Consider the following 16,087-nt stretch of genomic DNA (forward strand, 5'->3'; position numbering starts at 1 on the left):
TACACTGCCTCTAGCCGCTTTTTTATGTATCTACTTATAAATGATTTCAAAAAAGATGGATTTCGCATCAAAACTCGATGTGGAATCCATCTTTTTTTATTTTTGGCTAGTTATGTCCCAGCCTCTTGCACATTCATCACTTCACTTTTTGACCTTTTTGGATTTGGAATCCTTTTGATTGATACGTTTCTTTTAGGTATTGTCTTTGTTCCGATTCATAGAGCTTGTTATTTTCGATTGTATTCACATAAGCATCATACACTGCGAAACCGTAATGTGAAGGAATAAGTAAGAGCCATTCCGGATTAATGACCGAGGTAGCTTCGTTCACTTTCCCTAAAAACAAAAGGGAAATGGCTTCTAGAAAATGGGAAAAGTAAAAAAAAGTGACTAGCCAAACGACGACAAAAAAAGAGGTCATGATTCTATTGATATAAAGTTGCCCAAGACCTGGCAGAAACAACGACCACATGATGGCAAGTAAAGGGTTTCTTTTATCAAGATAATTAATTTCTGTTGACCCCATACTGAAGGTATTAAAGCGATGCCCTTCATGCTCTGCTAAAAGAAATACCTTGTTTAAATCAACCGTCGTCCGATAACTATCCCAAATGGCAAATAGATAAACAGGAATATACATCAAAAGCCATCTTGTATTTAAAACCTCTTTAGCCATGTCTATATTCCCTTGAAAGGAATAAATCATCGCCATGTTAACATGGGCATTTAGATTGATAATAACCTCCCATACAAATAACGCATATCCCCTAAGGTATTTTGATAGTAGCAGATGACCGAATCCGGGAAAAGCGGCTGACCACCAGGCAATGATATAGGGATTTCGCAAATGAAGCTGGGTGGTTCCGACTATGCTCACATGTGCTTTATAACGCCTCGCACTATTGTCATTCGTGTAATTGTTTATGTAAGGCCACCTCCTAAAGAAAAACATGTAAGGAATAGTATTTTTCCCAGAGGAGGTTTTTTTATGTAGGAAGAAGATCTGCCTTCCTCCGTATCAATCCTCTTTTTCTGGGAAAATTAATGCATATGAGGGGAGTTATGTATGTTGAGGAGTAAAATAGTTTTAATCCTGCTTTGGTTTGCAACCGCCGGGCTGTTATTCAAATTTATCCCTAAAAATAAAATCAGACATGCGTTAGTGGCTTTTTTTTACAAACAATTTATAACATGGTTTTGGGGTCTTTTGGTCGCTGAAAAAGGACTAATAAAATATCCTGTTCGTTTATTTAAACATACAAACAAAACAAGCTTTTCATTTGAGTTCTTTTATTTTCCCTCCTTTTGCGCATTGTTTAACATTCATTATCCAGAAGATAAAAATAAATTAATAAAAGTCCTTTATTATTTTTTTTATACTGGAGTCATCACACTTCCTGAAGTGCTTGCAGAAAAATACACAAATTTAATTAAATATGTAAAATGGAAATGGTATTGGAGTTTCATTACATTGTGGATTTCTTTTTATACGTCCAGATTGTTTTATCGTTGGTTTTTTAAGCATGAATTTAAATGATTTTGGTAGAGGATAAAAAAGAAGGTTTCTCCAAAAGAAGAAACCTTTTCAATACCCACCCGCAGTAAAGCCTTAATTATCCACCAATAGTGGTTAAAAGTAATGCTTGAATTTTCTTACAGTCAACGATTAGTGTTCCAGCAGCCAATGGGGCTACAGCAGCAACTGAGAAGGTTGCACAACATGTTTTGTTATCGAATCCCATAAATATACCAGGGATTGGAATCGTAGCTCCTTCAAGAATCAGTGTGACAGGTGTATTCACCATCATATTTCTTAATTGTTGACAATAGCATGATTGGTCATCACAGCAACCTTGACGAGTAGGCTCAGAAGAACCACAATTTTCACATGATTCTTTTCTGTGACCCGATTTTTCATCCACAATATGATGATAAACATGCTTCTCTGTTCTATCAGGATCTTGACGTCCACAGCCACATTCTGGATTGTGATCAGTCCCACCTAATACACTACAATTACATTCTAATTCGACATCTCTATTCGGTCTACGTCTTCTTCCATAGTCTTCCGCTAGGAAAAATTCTTCTTCGTAATACAAATGAATCGCTCCTTCCTTAATCTTCAGCTGGCCAGCTTTCCTTAATAGTCTATTAGGAAAACATCTTTATGATTGGACAAACAATCTAGGTCAAACTCACATTTTTACAAGAAAAGCGGAAGCGCCTGTATAGCGACGTACAAACTTTTTAAGCTTCTGACGAGATAAAGGAAACACGGCGAAGCATGAGCCGATGTTGACTTATCGTAGGAAGAAGCTGAAAGTTTGCTAGTCGCTAGGCGCGCAGCTAGACAAAGAAAAGCGGAAGCGCCTTGATCAGCCCCGACAAGCAAATGTTCTGAAACCTAAGAAAGGCGTTTTTCCCTTTCTTGGTTTCAGGTTATTTGACCTCGAGGGGCTAGGCGCGCAGCTAGACAAAGAAAAGCGGAAGCGCCTGTAAGCGACGTACAAACTTTCTTAATAAGGATGAACGGCTTAAAACGTGCCATCCTGGCACGACGCCGTTCTGACCAACATCCTGTTGGTCTGAGATAAAGGAAACACGGCGAAGCATGAGCTGATGTTGACTTACGCCAGCAGGAGCTGGCTGATAATTTGAAAACAATCATATTAATTTAAGTGGTTAAAGGGTATGGTATAATACAGTGTGAATTTTTTGGGGAAAGAAGGGGCTTGATGAGCAATAATGGGTTCGTTTTAGCAGAAATCATATTTTCTTCAACTGCTTTTCTTGCTTTATTTAAAATTATCGCCATTGATATTATCCTTTCAGGTGATAATGCGATCGTGATTGCTATGGCAACTAGAAAATTATCGAAAAAACAGCAAAATAAGGCGCTGTTTTGGGGGATTTTCGGTGCTGTTTTACTACGGATTCTTTTTGCTATGATTATCGTTCAGTTACTGCAAATTTCATTTATGCATATTATTGGCGGACTCTTGTTACTCTGGATCGCCTATAAAGTATTGGTTGGCAATGAAAATACAGGGAATCCAATTTCTGCGCAGAATAGTTTGCTTAAAGCAATTGGTACGATCATCTTGGCAGATGCTGTGATGAGTTTAGATAATGTTGTGGCGATTGCCGGTGCTGCAGATGGACATCTTCTTGTACTAGCGATCGGGGTGGCCATTAGTATTCCTGTTATGATATTTGCTTCAAAAATCATTGTGAAAATTATGGACAAGTACCCGTGGATCAGTTATCTTGGTTCCGCGATTCTTGCATGGGTAGCCGGGGAAATGCTAATGAAGGATCAGTATCTCCATATAACGGGCTTACTTGAATATATAGTCCTTATTTTACTTGTTTGTATCGTCTTAAGTGCGGGCTATATCACAAATCGAAAAAGAAGGATGAAAGAAAAATCTCGATAGACTATTTTATCCTATTCACTTAATCAATAGGAGGGGAAAAATGTACACTATTCCGGGACATCATCATATTTCGATGATTACAAAAGATGCCAAGCAGAATAATTTCTTTTACCGCTCACTTTTAGGGCTGCGACGAGTTAAAATGACCGTAAATCAAGATGATCCGTCGATGTATCACTTGTTTTATGGAGACCTGACAGGTAGCCCAGGAACCGAATTATCCTTCTTCGAAATCCCATTAGTCGGACGAACATACCGTGGAACAAATGCGATTACACAAATTGGCTTGCTAGTTTCATCTAAAGAGAGTTTAACGTACTGGAAAGAGCGATTTGAACAATTTGAAATTCCTCATGGAGACATCACCACATACGCCAATCGTCCGGCATTGCACTTTGAAGATAAAGAAGGGCTACGCATGGTACTTCTCGTAGCAAACGGTGAAAAGGCAGCTCATTGGGAAGAATGGGAAAAATCACCTGTTCCTATAGAACATCAGATTCAAGGAATGGGTTCAGTAGAAATAACGGTGCGCCGTTTGAATAAACTTGCAGGCACATTAACAGAAGTATTTGGATATACAGAGGTTTCACGGACAGACGAGGAAGCGATTTTTCAATCAGTCAATGGAGAAGTGTTTGGTGAAATTGTAGTGAAAGCTCTAGATGGTGCTACTGAAAAACCTGGCCGTGGTAGTATTCATCATTTGGCGATTCGAGTTAAAGATGAAGAAGAACTTGTTTTTTGGGATGAGCAAGTACGGAAACGTGGCTTTCATTCCACAGGTATTATTGACCGTTTCTATTTCAAAAGCTTATATTTCCGCGAATCCAATGGAATTTTATTTGAAATTGCGACAGATGGACCAGGATTTACGATTGACGGAAAAATCGAAACACTTGGGGATCAATTGGATTTACCGCCATTTTTAGAAGAACAGCGTGATGAAATTGAATCAAAATTACAACCGCTCGAGGAGCAATAATGTTGAGGGCTGGTGGGGGAATAACTCCACCGATCGCAATATTTTGTTCATTTCCTTCGTGGGCTTGGCTCAACACTACCAGCCAATTTCACTAATTCAAAAGAGGAGGGTTTTACAACTCCTCTTTACATAAAAATATTCAATTGGATTAACAGGCTTAACCTCATTCGGAAAAATTAAATAATTTTTAATTCAGTGTTAATTTTTATATAATTCCTTTGACATATAAGCTATAATTATTTGATATTATTGAATACCTACACGATTTTAAGATTCTAATTAAGAGAGGAGCTATGGAGATGAAAAAGGCATTATTTCTTATATTAGACGAGTATGCGGATTGGGAAGGTGCTTACTTGTCAGCGGAATTAAATCAAAGGGAAGATTGGTCTGTTGAGACTGTTTCTTTAGATGGGATTGTAAGTTCAATTGGTGGTTTTAAAACTTCTGTCGATTATATCATTGGACATGAACCTAAAGATTTTAATCTATTAGTAATGATTGGCGGGAATTCATGGAGTAATGATAGTAAAAAACTTTTAAATTTAATCAACACTACACTTCAAAACAATATACCTATAGGAGCTATATGTGGCGCAGTGGATTATTTAGCGAAAAACGGTTTTCTAAATGATTATAATCATACGGGTAATTCTGTTGAGATGTGGCAGGATTATAAAAGTTATAATCCGAAGAGCAGTTTTTTGAAACAACAAGCAGTAAAAGATAAAAATTTGGTCACTGCAAACGGAACAGCACCTATTGAATTTACTCATTTAGTTTTAGAATTGCTTGAATTTGATACCTCTGAAAATATCAAAAAAATGATGTATATGTATAAGCATGGTTTTTATCATTACTGTGAAAGATACGGGAATCCATTCTAGTTAATTTCTGCTTGAAATGCGGAATCTTTGGTTTTAAGACCAATTTAATCAAACGAGCCGTGAAAATGTAATAAAAAAATGAATGTATTCATGAAGTCTTTAAGGAATGAAATTTGGTTTGTATTCCTCCTCCATTGTTTTCGATTTAGAAGAGTCCTTTTCAGGGCTCTTTTTATATATGACGAGTAGCAGAGAAATCGCTGATTTTTATAGCAGGTAGAGTGTTGCCGTTCCCATTAGGACATGCGTTCATAAAATAATAAAGAGGAGGGAAAGAAAGTGTTTGAGATTCATAACGTTTTGCTGATTCCCTTGATAATGGGGCTTGTGGAAGCTTTTAAGCGTGCTGGGGTTAGTAAACGATTTTTACCGTTGCTCTCGATCGTAATTGGGATTGGAATCGGTGTTGTGTATCTCACAGAATTTGATCTTAAGCAAGGTGTTTTAATAGGCACTATACTAGGATTGTCAGCAAGCGGTCTATATAGTGGCACGAAAAATACGATGGAAACGGAGGGAAAATGAATGCCGAAAATTGCGATAGGAGCAGGGCATGGCTTGAATACTCCAGGAAAACGTACACCAGATGGTGCGAAAGAGTGGACGTTTAATAACAAAGTTGTGACTGCCGCCATCCGCTTTTTACATGAATATCAAGGTGTAGAGGTTTTACGAATGGATGATCCTACTGGAAAAACGGATGTCCCATTAACGACACGTACAAACAAGGCAAATGATTGGGGAGCCGATATTCTGATCTCCTGTCACCATAATGCGAACACGGGCAAATGGGGAAATTGGACAGGTACAGAAACCTACACCTATATTGGGAAGTGGAGTCAAGCGGAAAAATTAGCAGACCTTGTTCATCGTCAGGTTGTTCAAGCATATCAATTGAAAAATCGCGGATTAAAAAAAGCGAACTTTCATATGCTGCGGGAGTCACGAATGCCTGCAATCTTAATTGAAGGCGCGTTTATGGATTCTACAATTGATATAAAAAGAATGAAAAATCAACAAGTCTTGGAACAAGTAGGCAAGGCGATAGCAACCGGAGTAGAACAATATTTTGGGTTGAAAAAGAAGCCTTCTACCTCCGTGAAACCTAGTGATGAAACATTTCAATTGAAGCAAGCACTACCTGGGTATTTGACGGCTGCAGATGCGAAATCTGGAAAAAATAAAAAAGTAACTGTTCAACCAGGTACCTATTATATTTTTAATAAGGCAAATGGGATGGTCAATCTGACAACGAAAGTGGGAACACCTGGAAGCTGGATCAACCCCAATATAACACCGCCTTCGTCTTTTTTGATTAAAGTAAAGGCGGATACGTTGTGGTATTATGATCGTCCAGATTGGAACGCGAAAAAAAGCACAGTCCGGAAAGGGGAAGTCTTCACCGTTGTAGATACTCTAACGGTGAATGGATCGAAAATGTATAAATTAAAAAGTGGCAACTATATGACAGCGAATCCCAATTATGTAGAGAAACTATCATGATCCATGCAAAAAATCCTGTGAAGATCAACTTCACAGGATTTTTTTATCCCGCATTAACGGGCAGCATTACCCCCACCTCAAGACTATAGAGAATACGAAGAAGCGTAGGCGGGGTATAAACTGCCCGTAAAGGCCCGATTGGTTCAACTAACAATCAGGGGGATGAGAAAGCAGACTAAGTTCGGGATGACAATCGCAATGTCTGCACTAGCACACCCTAAACTTCGAAATACCCACTGATTGAAGTTTCACTTTATGCTCTGTTTTTCGTTGTCCCATGTAAGATAGCACTAAGAATTAGCACAACGACAATTGCTCCAATAATTGCAGGGATGATGGCAAAATCAGCTACCACAGGTCCCCATGAACCAAGCAGTAATGTGCCTAACCAAGACCCGACAATACCTGCTACAATATTTCCAATTATGCCACCTGGAACATTACGTCCAACGATTAACCCAGCTAACCAACCGATTACACCACCAATAATTAATGTCCAAAGAATACCCATGTTTTTTTCCTCCTTTAATTTCTTCTGTAGTGTATTATTTGTTTACCCTTTTCTTGAAAAACAAAACGGATGGAATTTATCTTCTTCTTATGAAACTTGGATATACTGTTAGAGACTAAGGATATCAAAGGAAGTGTTCATATTGCTTGGGATGTTAATTGCTATTTTTATTTTTAATTTTGTTGCCTTTACGAAAGTTAGAAATTTATCTGCCAATCAAATCATTCATATTATATTATTTACGATCGTATTCCAGGCACTTGTTGATCTTTATCTTGATGTTAAATACCACGGCTATTGGTATTACCAAAGAGAGATTGACTTTCTTTCCATTCCAACACTGACAATGATTATCCCACCTGTAAATGTCATGTTTTTAAATTGGTATCCTCTTAAACAGTCAGTTGAGAAACAGGCCCTTTATATTTTTTGTTGGACAATCCCACTGCTTATGTATGAATCGTTAACATTACTTCCTGCGCCATGGGGTTATTTCCATTATGGTTGGTGGAAATTATGGTATTCGGCGATCGTTGACCCAATCCTCCTGATTATTTTAGTTCATTACTATAAGTGGATACTTAGAATTGAAAATAATCAAGTGAAATAGGCAATCCTACTTATTAGCCGGTTGCAAATGCTGAAATTGTTTAATCATATGGTAAAAAAGCAAAATCAGGGCTTGCACAAATAAGTAAACACTAAATGAGTATGTTAATTTCCATCCATGGTAATTAAAAACATGAAATAGTGCGTTTACCCCCTCAAACAGCGTTCCGATAATAGAAGAAATGACAATATAAAGCAATATCCAGAAACCTCGAACATTTAATCTTTCGTACAAATAGATGTAGAGATAAGAAAATGGCGCATATAAAAAGTATGAAATAACATCAAATAATTCATATTTACTCGAATCCATAATATGGTATAAATTTAAATCCGGTGCGGATAATAAATGATCGTAAATTCGTGCAATGGTCGATCCAAAGAGTAAAAGAAGAATGGTAAGACTTAAAGGAAAACGTTTAGGAAGCCAAAATATAAAAGAATAAGAAAGAATAATCGCAATGATGATAAACCATTCATTCCCATCAAACGTTTTTGGTAATTGTAAGGGCAGCATCTCAAATTCCTTCCTTTCGTATGATCTGTCTGAAACAAAATTGCAAAATATACGAAATGAGTAAAACAGCAGTAATTAAGAAAAGGGAATGCCAAAAATGCCACCCACTATAGCGAATAACCTTCCCCTGAACAAGCAGAAACTCAACCCCATACAGAATGGCTATATAAGTGATTGTGAACAAACATTTGTTAAAACGAGATTGAATTGCTGCCAATAAATTGAAATACATTACATATAACAAGGGGAAGACGATGAACTCATAAAATCGAAAAATAATAAATAATGGAATCCTATTCGTTATAACCCATACTTTTAAATTGATATACAAGATGGAAAAATAACTTGTGATCATCAGTTCTTCTATCATGAAAATAAATAGGTTTTCAGGCAGGCTCAGCCTTTTCTTTATAATGAAAAAAGCGATACAGAAGAGGATCATGATATTCAAAAGGATAAGAAACATATTTATCAACTCGCATCTTTACCGGACTTTCTTCTATTATCTGTATAAAAAATGTAAATATGTAAGATGTTTGCTGGCAGCAGAACTTTTCTCCAATTGCATAGGTTCACGTTAAGAGGAAGAATATAGAAAACATGATGACAGAGTTGTCTGGGTGAGGTAGATGGGAGGCCATAACGAAAAATATGAATTTAAATCACCGGCTGTTGCCCTACTGTGGTCTGCAATGATGGCTGGCTTTGGGCAATTCTATAATGGACAATATATATTTGGTTTACTTATTTTAGTATGTGAATTCATTGCCAATGTGCAATCCAACTTAAATATCTCTATTTTGCATTCCTTCCACCTTGACCACCAAATGGCCCCCGAAATTGTGGATTTCCAATGGGGGTTATTGTATCCACCCATCTATGTTTTTTCCATGTGGCAAGCCTACAATAAAGCGATTATTATCAATTGTTACAGCAACACAAAGAAACACCAAAAGAAACATATTTGACGGGGTTTTGTTTTGGATGGTGATTGGGATGAATTTGGATATCTATTGGCATAATAACCACTTGAAAAGATTAATTACTTAAGGTTTTTACGAAGTCCGGTCATGAATGGTTTTCTATTAGGTTTGATTGGAAGCGTCATAGGACACTTAATTGAAAAATATATAAAACAACGATTAAAAATTAAAAGGGACTGTCCTTTATTAAGTCGGGGCACTCCTTATTATATATGGTCATTAAAGAAGCGAAGCAATTATGCCGCCATCTATAACGAGTGAATAATTACAAAAAAAGCTGTCCAACTAGGATCAGCTTTTTTCTTTACTTCGCGCTAACTTTTCTCGATCTTTCGTTCCTGGTGGTTGTTCTAGCCAGTTGTGTTGAATCATAGTATCTGCTCCACTTTTAGCTAGCTTAGCGATTTCTAACGATAGCCGTTCGTAATTTACCGCTAAATCACTTCGTTGGCTTGCCGCCGCGGCAGTCGCATAATTTCCTATCCCGGAAGAAATGATGAGGGACATATGAAACATAATTAATTTATCCGAGAATGTTTGGGTAATTGAATCACTTACACCGACATCTGGTACCTCTGGCGCTTGGATATGATCTTTCAATAATGTATCCACAAATATTTTAATATGTTTTTGTGAAACCTCTTTTCCACGTAACATAAAATCCTGAACATCTTTTGATGGGGAGGTTTGGGCAAAAGCGAGGCATAACCTAACGCCCATTGAGTTTGTCAATATATTCATATACAAATGAGAAATTTCAACCGCATTTAAGGGTCGTTTTTCGCTAAAAGGATTCAATCCACTTAAATATTTTTTACTGTCTACATAATCTGTCTGTTTTGGCACTTCAATATAAGGGTGTCGACTGTTTATCCCTTTTAATAGAGCAATATTGAGCGACTGATTGTAGAGATGATTGGTCTCGGTTAGGCTTTGAGAAAAATAATCACGGATATCTTCCCGATAACTCATTGAAACAAAGCCACTGTATGCTAACATACCTACTTTTGCCATATGATTCACATAGATTAAACAAAACATGTCCGTAAAAAGCCATGGAGCATTCATATTTACATCTTGTTTAGTAAATCCATTCGGAATAGCGTATTGCTCGTTTTCAAAAATAGTCACTAATTGTTCCAGATGATTCCTTGAAATATCATAAGCGTATTGAACGACTGTTTTGATATCAGGATCTTCAATATACTTAAGCATAAAACCTAAAATAGTCTCAGACATACTATCATTCATATACCCTGTCCAAAGGGAAGCAATTTCACTTGATGTTAGATGTACGCTTTTTTCATTCATAATATTAGACCTCCTTATTCATTGATGTAAGGTTATTTTGCCCAGTAGCTTTGCGTTTAGCCATTTGTGCTACAAATATTATTAGAATAAGTCCAATTAGCAGACTGGGAGAGCATATAAAGATTGATATAGTTAGGTACCTGACATCGATAAGAGGTCTCGAAAGTTCAATATTTATTGAGTTATGTATCTTAGGGGCCGCCTTACTTGCAAAGTAACAATCAAAAGGGCGGAAAGCTGCATTAAGCACTTGTAGGGGGAGAAGTGGGGAAAATGCAACGGAATCAAAATTTCGATTGGCGAAAATCGGAAAAAGAACCTTTACGTTGGCGCTGTGTTTGCTGAGGGAAGAATATAAAGCGGTGTTCCAGGAACAGAGATCAGCGAGGCTGAATTTATGAGCAAGTTCAATTGAGGTTTGTGATTCTTCTATTGTACATTACCCCTCAAAGGTTAGAATGATATTTAACTTTTGAGGGGAAATTTCCTAATTTTTGATAGTGAAATATTGACAATAATTGTTTATTTCTTTGAAGAAATGATAGTAGCCAATAGGTAGAATTAGAAGACATATGAAAGAAACTCCAACTGATTGAAGTATTCACCTTTATGTTCGATTCCAAAAGCGCTGCTGGGCAATGGCTTTGACAAACTCAATTCCGAAGTCAGGGGTGTTTGCGGAAAAAACAACACCAGCTAAATTATTTCCATCTGATGTCTGAATAAATGGCTGTCCTGTTGATGCCACACCAATTGGTTTATAGTGTGTATAGGCCACTCGTACGGAATCCATGACATTTTGCTGGAAGCTTACTTCATTTTTACTGTGGCCGCCAACAACAAACAGTGCATCAAGCAAGTAAGGGCTTGTTGTAAGAAATGTATCATCCACTTCCAGCTTTGTACCAGCGGCGCCAGTAACAGTACCAAGCTGCTCACTGACAATGTCTATAAAAACACCATATTTTTGCAGCGTTTCAAACGTATCCAGCACCTCACGGTCATTAAAACCATTACCAATCAAGACACCCACTTTTAGCGAATAAGCATATTTCGGTGTGCTTGCCTGGCTAAGGGAAGGATAACTTGTAGAAACGGGGACATTGTTTCCTTTTGGCTGGTCAACACCAATATTATCGGCAACGATACAAGCCATTTCCCTATCAACATTCACAAGCAAATTTACAACTTGCTGCCGAACAGACTTGCTTTTTACACTTCCTACCTGAAAGCTTAATCCACCTATAGTGTGTTGTTTTTCAATAGCTGTCAGGCTGTTCCAGAATATCCGCGGTTGTGTGAAAAAATCACTGAATGATTCACTTCGTTTACGTGTTAAGTGACCTTCGACCTTTGCAGGATAATGCTCATAGCCGCCTTCTTCCGGTGGTGTCGTGTACGGTGTGTTATTTGCCAGTGAGTTTTTATGATAGTTTACTTGATCTACATCGATTCGGTATCTCATTGGGCCTTTCCGCTGGTTATTATGAAATGGGCAAATTGGCCTATTTATTGGCAGATCCTGAAAATTCGTTCCAATTCGATGATATTGTGCAGTTTGATAAGCAATTAGCCTCCCCTGAAGTACAGGATCATTGGAAAAATCAATACCTGGTACGACATTTCCAGGATTAAATCCCACTTGTTCTACTTCGGCAAAGAAATTATCAACATTTCTATTCAATGTCATTTTACCGATAAGGTGAACGGGGATGAGCTCCTCTGGCCAAAATTTAGTAGGATCGAGCAGGTCGAAATCGTATTTGAATTCATCCTCCTTTGCAATCAATTGAACACCCAATTCATACTCTGGATATGCACCACGGTTAATCGCATCCATCAAATCACGCCTGTGAAAGTCTGGATCGATTCCGCCTATTTTTTTCGCCTCATCCATAAGCAGGGAATGTGTACCAAGAACAGGTTTCCAGACAAATCTTACAAATGTAGGAATTTCTTCTTCATTGATAAATAGATACGTATTAATTCCCCATGATTCCATCATTCGATAACTCCTCAGAATGCCTCGATCAGACATGACCCATAGTGTCATATGAAGCGCTTCTGGATTATTGGCTACATAGTCCCAAAAATTATCATGCGCTCCAGCGGCCTGTGGCATATCTGTACGCGGCTCAGGCTGGTAAGCATGAATCACATCCGGAAATTTCATCGGATCGCTATTAATTAATATAGGCATCGCAATCGTTGTCAGATCGTAATTTCCTTCTTCTGTATAAAACTTAACACCCAAACAACGCAAGTCCCTGGCAGTATCCTTTGAACCCTTACTACCTTGGACGGTAGAAAAACGGACAAATACAGATGTTTTTTTCCCAGCTTCTTGTAAAAATCCAGCTTTTGTCAAATGTTGCATCGATTGGTAACATTCAAATTCTCCATGGGCTCCACTGCCCCTGGCATGGACTTTTCTTTCTGGAATCTCCTCATGAACAAAATGCGTCATTTTTTCAAAATAATGGACATCCTCTAGTAATCCAGGTCCGCGTTCACCGGCTGTTAAAATTTCCTCATCGTTGGATACTTTTCTTCCTTGATTTGTGGTCATTGGCTTTCCGGTATTTTGAACGCGGAATTCATCCATCTCTTGATTTTTTAGATTTTTATGATGTCTTTCTTTGTTTTCGGAAGATGAATTCTTATCCATAAAGGTCACCATCTTTCCATTTATTTATTCCATCTCGCTTACAATGTATATGTTAACGCTATATTCAATATTCGCATATTTCATGGAATTGTAAGGGAATAATATACCGTACACCTCCCACATCGTTAATATTACACTTTTGCGTTTTAGCTAGTTTTGCTTTTAATTTATCTTTTTCAACACTGTCAATGTTCACTTTTCTTTCAACTCTAATGCAGAGTGAAAGGATTTTTAGTGAATGAGTAATCCATAGAGATAGCTAAAAAGTAAGTAGGGTGGCTAGGCGCGCAAAAAATTCCTCGGGTGTTCAATGGTTTTATGATAAAAAATTTCCTTATTCACCAGATTTTGTATCAAAAACTCCAATGGACATTTTCGTATAAATTCCGACCATTAAATCAAATTTGACTAATACGTCTCAATGTTGATTGCGTTCCATTAGATGCAATAGTAGGGGGAGATTGAGGAATAAGGAAAGGATATATTTCCAACTCAGTTAATTACATCAAGAAACCCCGTTGTTTTGGCAGGATTTTGTTATGAATTGATTTAAGTTTCACCAATAATTTTAAATGTAAAGCAAGTAGGAAATGCAGTTTAAAAACAAAGAAAAACATCCAATTACGCCAGTCCGCCGTCAAAAGATCGGCAAAAATAGCGAAATTAAAAATAGAGCGACTCCTAATAATATTTAGGAATCGCTCTATTTCAACATTGGTGCTATATGGAGCATAGCGGGTTCGAACCGCTGACCTTTACACTGCCAGTGTAACGCTCTCCCAGCTGAGCTAATGCCCCAATTTTGTAACTCCACTATTTATTATAGTAAGTTTTACAAAAAAAGCAAGTCTCTAACTGACAATTTCAATCGCGTCCACATCTTTCATCTTAGCGATTGTGTAATAGATATCTGTAACAGGGCGTTTGCCATTAACTCTAGTCTTTAATTCAAGCATATGCATAGAACTGTCTTTGATATCTTTAATTCGTATATGGGTGACAGAAATTTTTTCTGCTTGAATTTTTTCAACAATTTTCTCTAGGCTTTCCTGTTGAGAGACTGTAATTTTTATGATTAAGTCTCTTTTGGTTAAACTTTTAGGTCCAATCTTGACGATTGCAAAAGGAATAAGTTCTACACTAATAATAAGAAGAATCACACCCACAACAGCTTCGACATAGAATCCAGCCCCCACAGCAATTCCAATTCCAGCAGCTCCCCACACCATCGCAGCAGTTGTTAAACCGGAAATATGATCATTACCCCTTCTTAAGATTACGCCAGCTCCTAAGAAGCCGATACCTGATACAATTTGTGCCGCTAAACGAAGAGGATCCATCCGGATCATAATATCATCTCTGCCAGGAAGTACGTATGCTGATTCAATAGAAACGATCGTTAATAAGCAACTAATGATCGAAATCACTAGACTAGTTTTCAATCCAAGCGGTTTGCTCTTAAGTTCCCTTTCTAACCCGATCACTAAACCAAGCAAAGCAGATATGACTAACTTAATTAATAGTTCTGAGTCCACAAAATCGAACAAATAAATCTCTCCTCTATTTTTTCTAATATGGCATATAACGTTTTCATTATAAAATGATATTATCATATTTATATAATGAAAAAGCAAGTGATAGAAAATATATGTATATTTAAGTAGAATAAGAAGGGGAAGGTGCCAGCTACCCTTCTACGAGCAAAAGTTCTGGGCCAAAGAAAGGCGTTCTTTTTCTTTGGCCCAGGTTATTAAGCAGAACATCGGCTAAGTTCACGACGTCCTGTTGCTTCGTCTGCACTTAGTATATCCTATAATATGTTGCAACGTCGATGGCACCATCAACGAAAGTATTATCTAACATACCCATAAGTTATTTCCTAATCAGTGAAAAAGAAGGGGCTGGGACAAAATGTTTTCACCAAAGAAAAAAACGAACTACTAGAGTGCATATACCTCCGCTCCGGAAATATACTTCGCTAAGGTAATGCATTGTTCGTCTTGAGAGCTTAACATTTTAGCTTTGTCCCAGCCTCCTATGATCTGCAGGTATGCTATTCAATCAAATGAAAAGATAGGTTAATCCTGAAAAAACAAATGCCATGATAGACGAAAAGATAAAGGTTCCACCATAGACCTTTTCTTCTGCATTTGATATTCGCAATGCTTCAACATAAGAAAAAGAAAATAAATATACTGCTGTAATAATTGCCGTATAGAGACCGATAGATGGTAGCATCATTTCACCTACTAAAATGGATTGCTAATATATTATGTAGATAGGTTGATAAATATGTATAAGATTTTAGGGCATATAATGGGAATAATATAGTAGGGAAAGCAATGCATTTATGTTAAATAATAAAAAACATAAAGTTTTTTATAAAAATAGGTTGCATGTTAAAAATATCCATGGTATAGTATAAAACGTCCTTAAGAGAGAAAGTGAAACAAAGAAAGGACAACCTTCGAAAAAAAGATTTAAAAAACTCTTGACTTCGAAAAATAAAGATGTTATATTAATAAGGTCGCTGTCGAAACGGCGGACAAGAATTTGATCTTTGAAAACTGAACGAAACGAACGTCAATAAATATTGGATAAATGGTTTTGAACCATTGCCAGCAATTGAGTAGGAAACAACACTTTTATGAGAGTTTGATCCTGGCTCAGGACGAA

Annotated in this window: 16 protein-coding genes and 1 tRNA gene; 8 read left to right on the forward strand and 9 right to left on the reverse strand. The window is 37.2% G+C overall.

Going from position 1 to position 16,087, the window contains the following annotated elements:
* Window positions 1-136: 136 nt before the first annotated feature.
* On the reverse strand, window positions 137-925 hold the full coding sequence (locus KI375_RS26745; RefSeq protein ID WP_212976426.1) for a hypothetical protein: 789 nt from the start codon (window positions 923-925) through the stop codon (window positions 137-139).
* A 141-nt stretch (window positions 926-1,066) separates the two neighbouring features.
* Here KI375_RS26745 and KI375_RS26750 point away from each other — a divergent pair, with 141 nt between their 5' ends.
* Window positions 1,067-1,537 carry a CBO0543 family protein gene (locus KI375_RS26750; RefSeq protein ID WP_212976411.1) on the forward strand — a complete coding sequence of 157 codons (471 nt, stop codon included), beginning with the start codon at window positions 1,067-1,069 and terminating at the stop codon, window positions 1,535-1,537.
* Between the two features lie 76 nt (window positions 1,538-1,613).
* On the opposite strand, the gene KI375_RS26755 is transcribed toward KI375_RS26750, so the two are convergent.
* On the reverse strand, window positions 1,614-2,099 hold the full coding sequence (locus tag KI375_RS26755) for a hypothetical protein (protein WP_212976412.1): 486 nt from the start codon (window positions 2,097-2,099) through the stop codon (window positions 1,614-1,616).
* Between the two features lie 636 nt (window positions 2,100-2,735).
* On the opposite strand from KI375_RS26755, the gene KI375_RS26760 reads away from it, so the two are divergent.
* The 5 genes from KI375_RS26760 (at window position 2,736) to KI375_RS26780 (ending at window position 6,812) form a co-directional block, all read left to right on the forward strand.
* On the forward strand, window positions 2,736-3,437 hold the full coding sequence (locus KI375_RS26760; protein ID WP_212976413.1) for a TerC family protein: 702 nt from the start codon (window positions 2,736-2,738) through the stop codon (window positions 3,435-3,437).
* A gap of 40 nt (window positions 3,438-3,477) precedes the next feature.
* Window positions 3,478-4,422, forward strand: coding sequence for a ring-cleaving dioxygenase (locus KI375_RS26765; protein WP_212976414.1), 945 nt, complete (start codon window positions 3,478-3,480; stop codon window positions 4,420-4,422).
* Window positions 4,423-4,721: 299 nt separating this feature from the next.
* Window positions 4,722-5,309, forward strand: coding sequence for a type 1 glutamine amidotransferase family protein (locus tag KI375_RS26770; RefSeq protein ID WP_212976415.1), 588 nt, complete (start codon window positions 4,722-4,724; stop codon window positions 5,307-5,309).
* A 279-nt stretch (window positions 5,310-5,588) separates the two neighbouring features.
* Complete coding sequence (locus KI375_RS26775; protein ID WP_212976416.1) at window positions 5,589-5,834, forward strand: hypothetical protein; 246 nt, start codon at window positions 5,589-5,591, stop codon at window positions 5,832-5,834.
* Window positions 5,835-6,812, forward strand: a complete 978-nt coding sequence (locus tag KI375_RS26780; protein WP_212976417.1) for an N-acetylmuramoyl-L-alanine amidase — start codon at window positions 5,835-5,837, stop codon at window positions 6,810-6,812.
* Window positions 6,813-7,065: 253 nt separating this feature from the next.
* On the opposite strand, the gene KI375_RS26785 is transcribed toward KI375_RS26780, so the two are convergent.
* Window positions 7,066-7,323 carry a GlsB/YeaQ/YmgE family stress response membrane protein gene (locus KI375_RS26785; protein ID WP_212976418.1) on the reverse strand — a complete coding sequence of 86 codons (258 nt, stop codon included), beginning with the start codon at window positions 7,321-7,323 and terminating at the stop codon, window positions 7,066-7,068.
* A gap of 151 nt (window positions 7,324-7,474) precedes the next feature.
* Between KI375_RS26785 and KI375_RS26790 the strand changes: the two genes are divergently transcribed.
* Window positions 7,475-7,933, forward strand: a complete 459-nt coding sequence (locus KI375_RS26790; RefSeq protein ID WP_306419879.1) for a CBO0543 family protein — start codon at window positions 7,475-7,477, stop codon at window positions 7,931-7,933.
* A gap of 6 nt (window positions 7,934-7,939) precedes the next feature.
* On the opposite strand, the gene KI375_RS26795 is transcribed toward KI375_RS26790, so the two are convergent.
* The gene (locus KI375_RS26795; protein WP_212976420.1) at window positions 7,940-8,449 is read right to left on the reverse strand and encodes a hypothetical protein; all 510 of its coding nucleotides are present in this window, start codon (window positions 8,447-8,449) and stop codon (window positions 7,940-7,942) included.
* Between the two features lie 629 nt (window positions 8,450-9,078).
* On the opposite strand from KI375_RS26795, the gene KI375_RS26800 reads away from it, so the two are divergent.
* On the forward strand, window positions 9,079-9,417 hold the full coding sequence (locus KI375_RS26800) for a hypothetical protein (protein ID WP_212976421.1): 339 nt from the start codon (window positions 9,079-9,081) through the stop codon (window positions 9,415-9,417).
* 306 nt (window positions 9,418-9,723) lie between these two features.
* On the opposite strand, the gene KI375_RS26805 is transcribed toward KI375_RS26800, so the two are convergent.
* From KI375_RS26805 to KI375_RS26825, 5 genes are all read right to left on the reverse strand, one after another.
* Window positions 9,724-10,743: a DUF3231 family protein gene (locus KI375_RS26805; protein WP_212976422.1), complete on the reverse strand. Its 1,020-nt coding sequence runs from the start codon at window positions 10,741-10,743 to the stop codon at window positions 9,724-9,726.
* A 607-nt stretch (window positions 10,744-11,350) separates the two neighbouring features.
* Window positions 11,351-13,411 (reverse strand): catalase, encoded by a 2,061-nt coding sequence (locus tag KI375_RS26810; RefSeq protein ID WP_212976423.1) that lies wholly within the window; start codon window positions 13,409-13,411, stop codon window positions 11,351-11,353.
* A 725-nt stretch (window positions 13,412-14,136) separates the two neighbouring features.
* A tRNA-Ala gene (locus tag KI375_RS26815) sits at window positions 14,137-14,209 on the reverse strand.
* Between the two features lie 53 nt (window positions 14,210-14,262).
* Complete coding sequence (locus tag KI375_RS26820; RefSeq protein ID WP_244853121.1) at window positions 14,263-14,958, reverse strand: MgtC/SapB family protein; 696 nt, start codon at window positions 14,956-14,958, stop codon at window positions 14,263-14,265.
* Window positions 14,959-15,472: 514 nt separating this feature from the next.
* A complete protein-coding gene (locus KI375_RS26825; RefSeq protein WP_212976425.1) occupies window positions 15,473-15,649 on the reverse strand; it encodes a hypothetical protein in 177 nt (58 codons plus the stop codon).
* Window positions 15,650-16,087: the final 438 nt, after the last annotated feature.

Source organism: Bacillus sp. J14TS2 (assembly GCF_018333015.1).
GTDB lineage: Bacteria > Bacillota > Bacilli > Bacillales > Bacillaceae_C > Lederbergia.

Excerpts from the sequence above, each read along its gene's own strand:
- KI375_RS26750 (WP_212976411.1), top strand. The coding sequence starts at position 1,067 with ATGTTGAGGAGTAAAATAGTTTTAATCCTGCTTTGGTTTGCAACCGCC.
- KI375_RS26760 (WP_212976413.1), top strand. The coding sequence starts at position 2,736 with ATGAGCAATAATGGGTTCGTTTTAGCAGAAATCATATTTTCTTCAACT.
- KI375_RS26765 (WP_212976414.1), top strand. The coding sequence starts at position 3,478 with ATGTACACTATTCCGGGACATCATCATATTTCGATGATTACAAAAGAT.
- KI375_RS26770 (WP_212976415.1), top strand. The coding sequence starts at position 4,722 with ATGAAAAAGGCATTATTTCTTATATTAGACGAGTATGCGGATTGGGAA.
- KI375_RS26780 (WP_212976417.1), top strand. The coding sequence starts at position 5,835 with ATGCCGAAAATTGCGATAGGAGCAGGGCATGGCTTGAATACTCCAGGA.
- KI375_RS26785 (WP_212976418.1), bottom strand. The coding sequence starts at position 7,323 with ATGGGTATTCTTTGGACATTAATTATTGGTGGTGTAATCGGTTGGTTA.
- KI375_RS26790 (WP_306419879.1), top strand. The coding sequence starts at position 7,475 with ATGTTAATTGCTATTTTTATTTTTAATTTTGTTGCCTTTACGAAAGTT.
- KI375_RS26795 (WP_212976420.1), bottom strand. The coding sequence starts at position 8,449 with ATGCTGCCCTTACAATTACCAAAAACGTTTGATGGGAATGAATGGTTT.
- KI375_RS26800 (WP_212976421.1), top strand. The coding sequence starts at position 9,079 with ATGGGAGGCCATAACGAAAAATATGAATTTAAATCACCGGCTGTTGCC.
- KI375_RS26805 (WP_212976422.1), bottom strand. The coding sequence starts at position 10,743 with ATGAATGAAAAAAGCGTACATCTAACATCAAGTGAAATTGCTTCCCTT.
- KI375_RS26810 (WP_212976423.1), bottom strand. The coding sequence starts at position 13,411 with ATGGATAAGAATTCATCTTCCGAAAACAAAGAAAGACATCATAAAAAT.
- KI375_RS26825 (WP_212976425.1), bottom strand. The coding sequence starts at position 15,649 with ATGCTACCATCTATCGGTCTCTATACGGCAATTATTACAGCAGTATAT.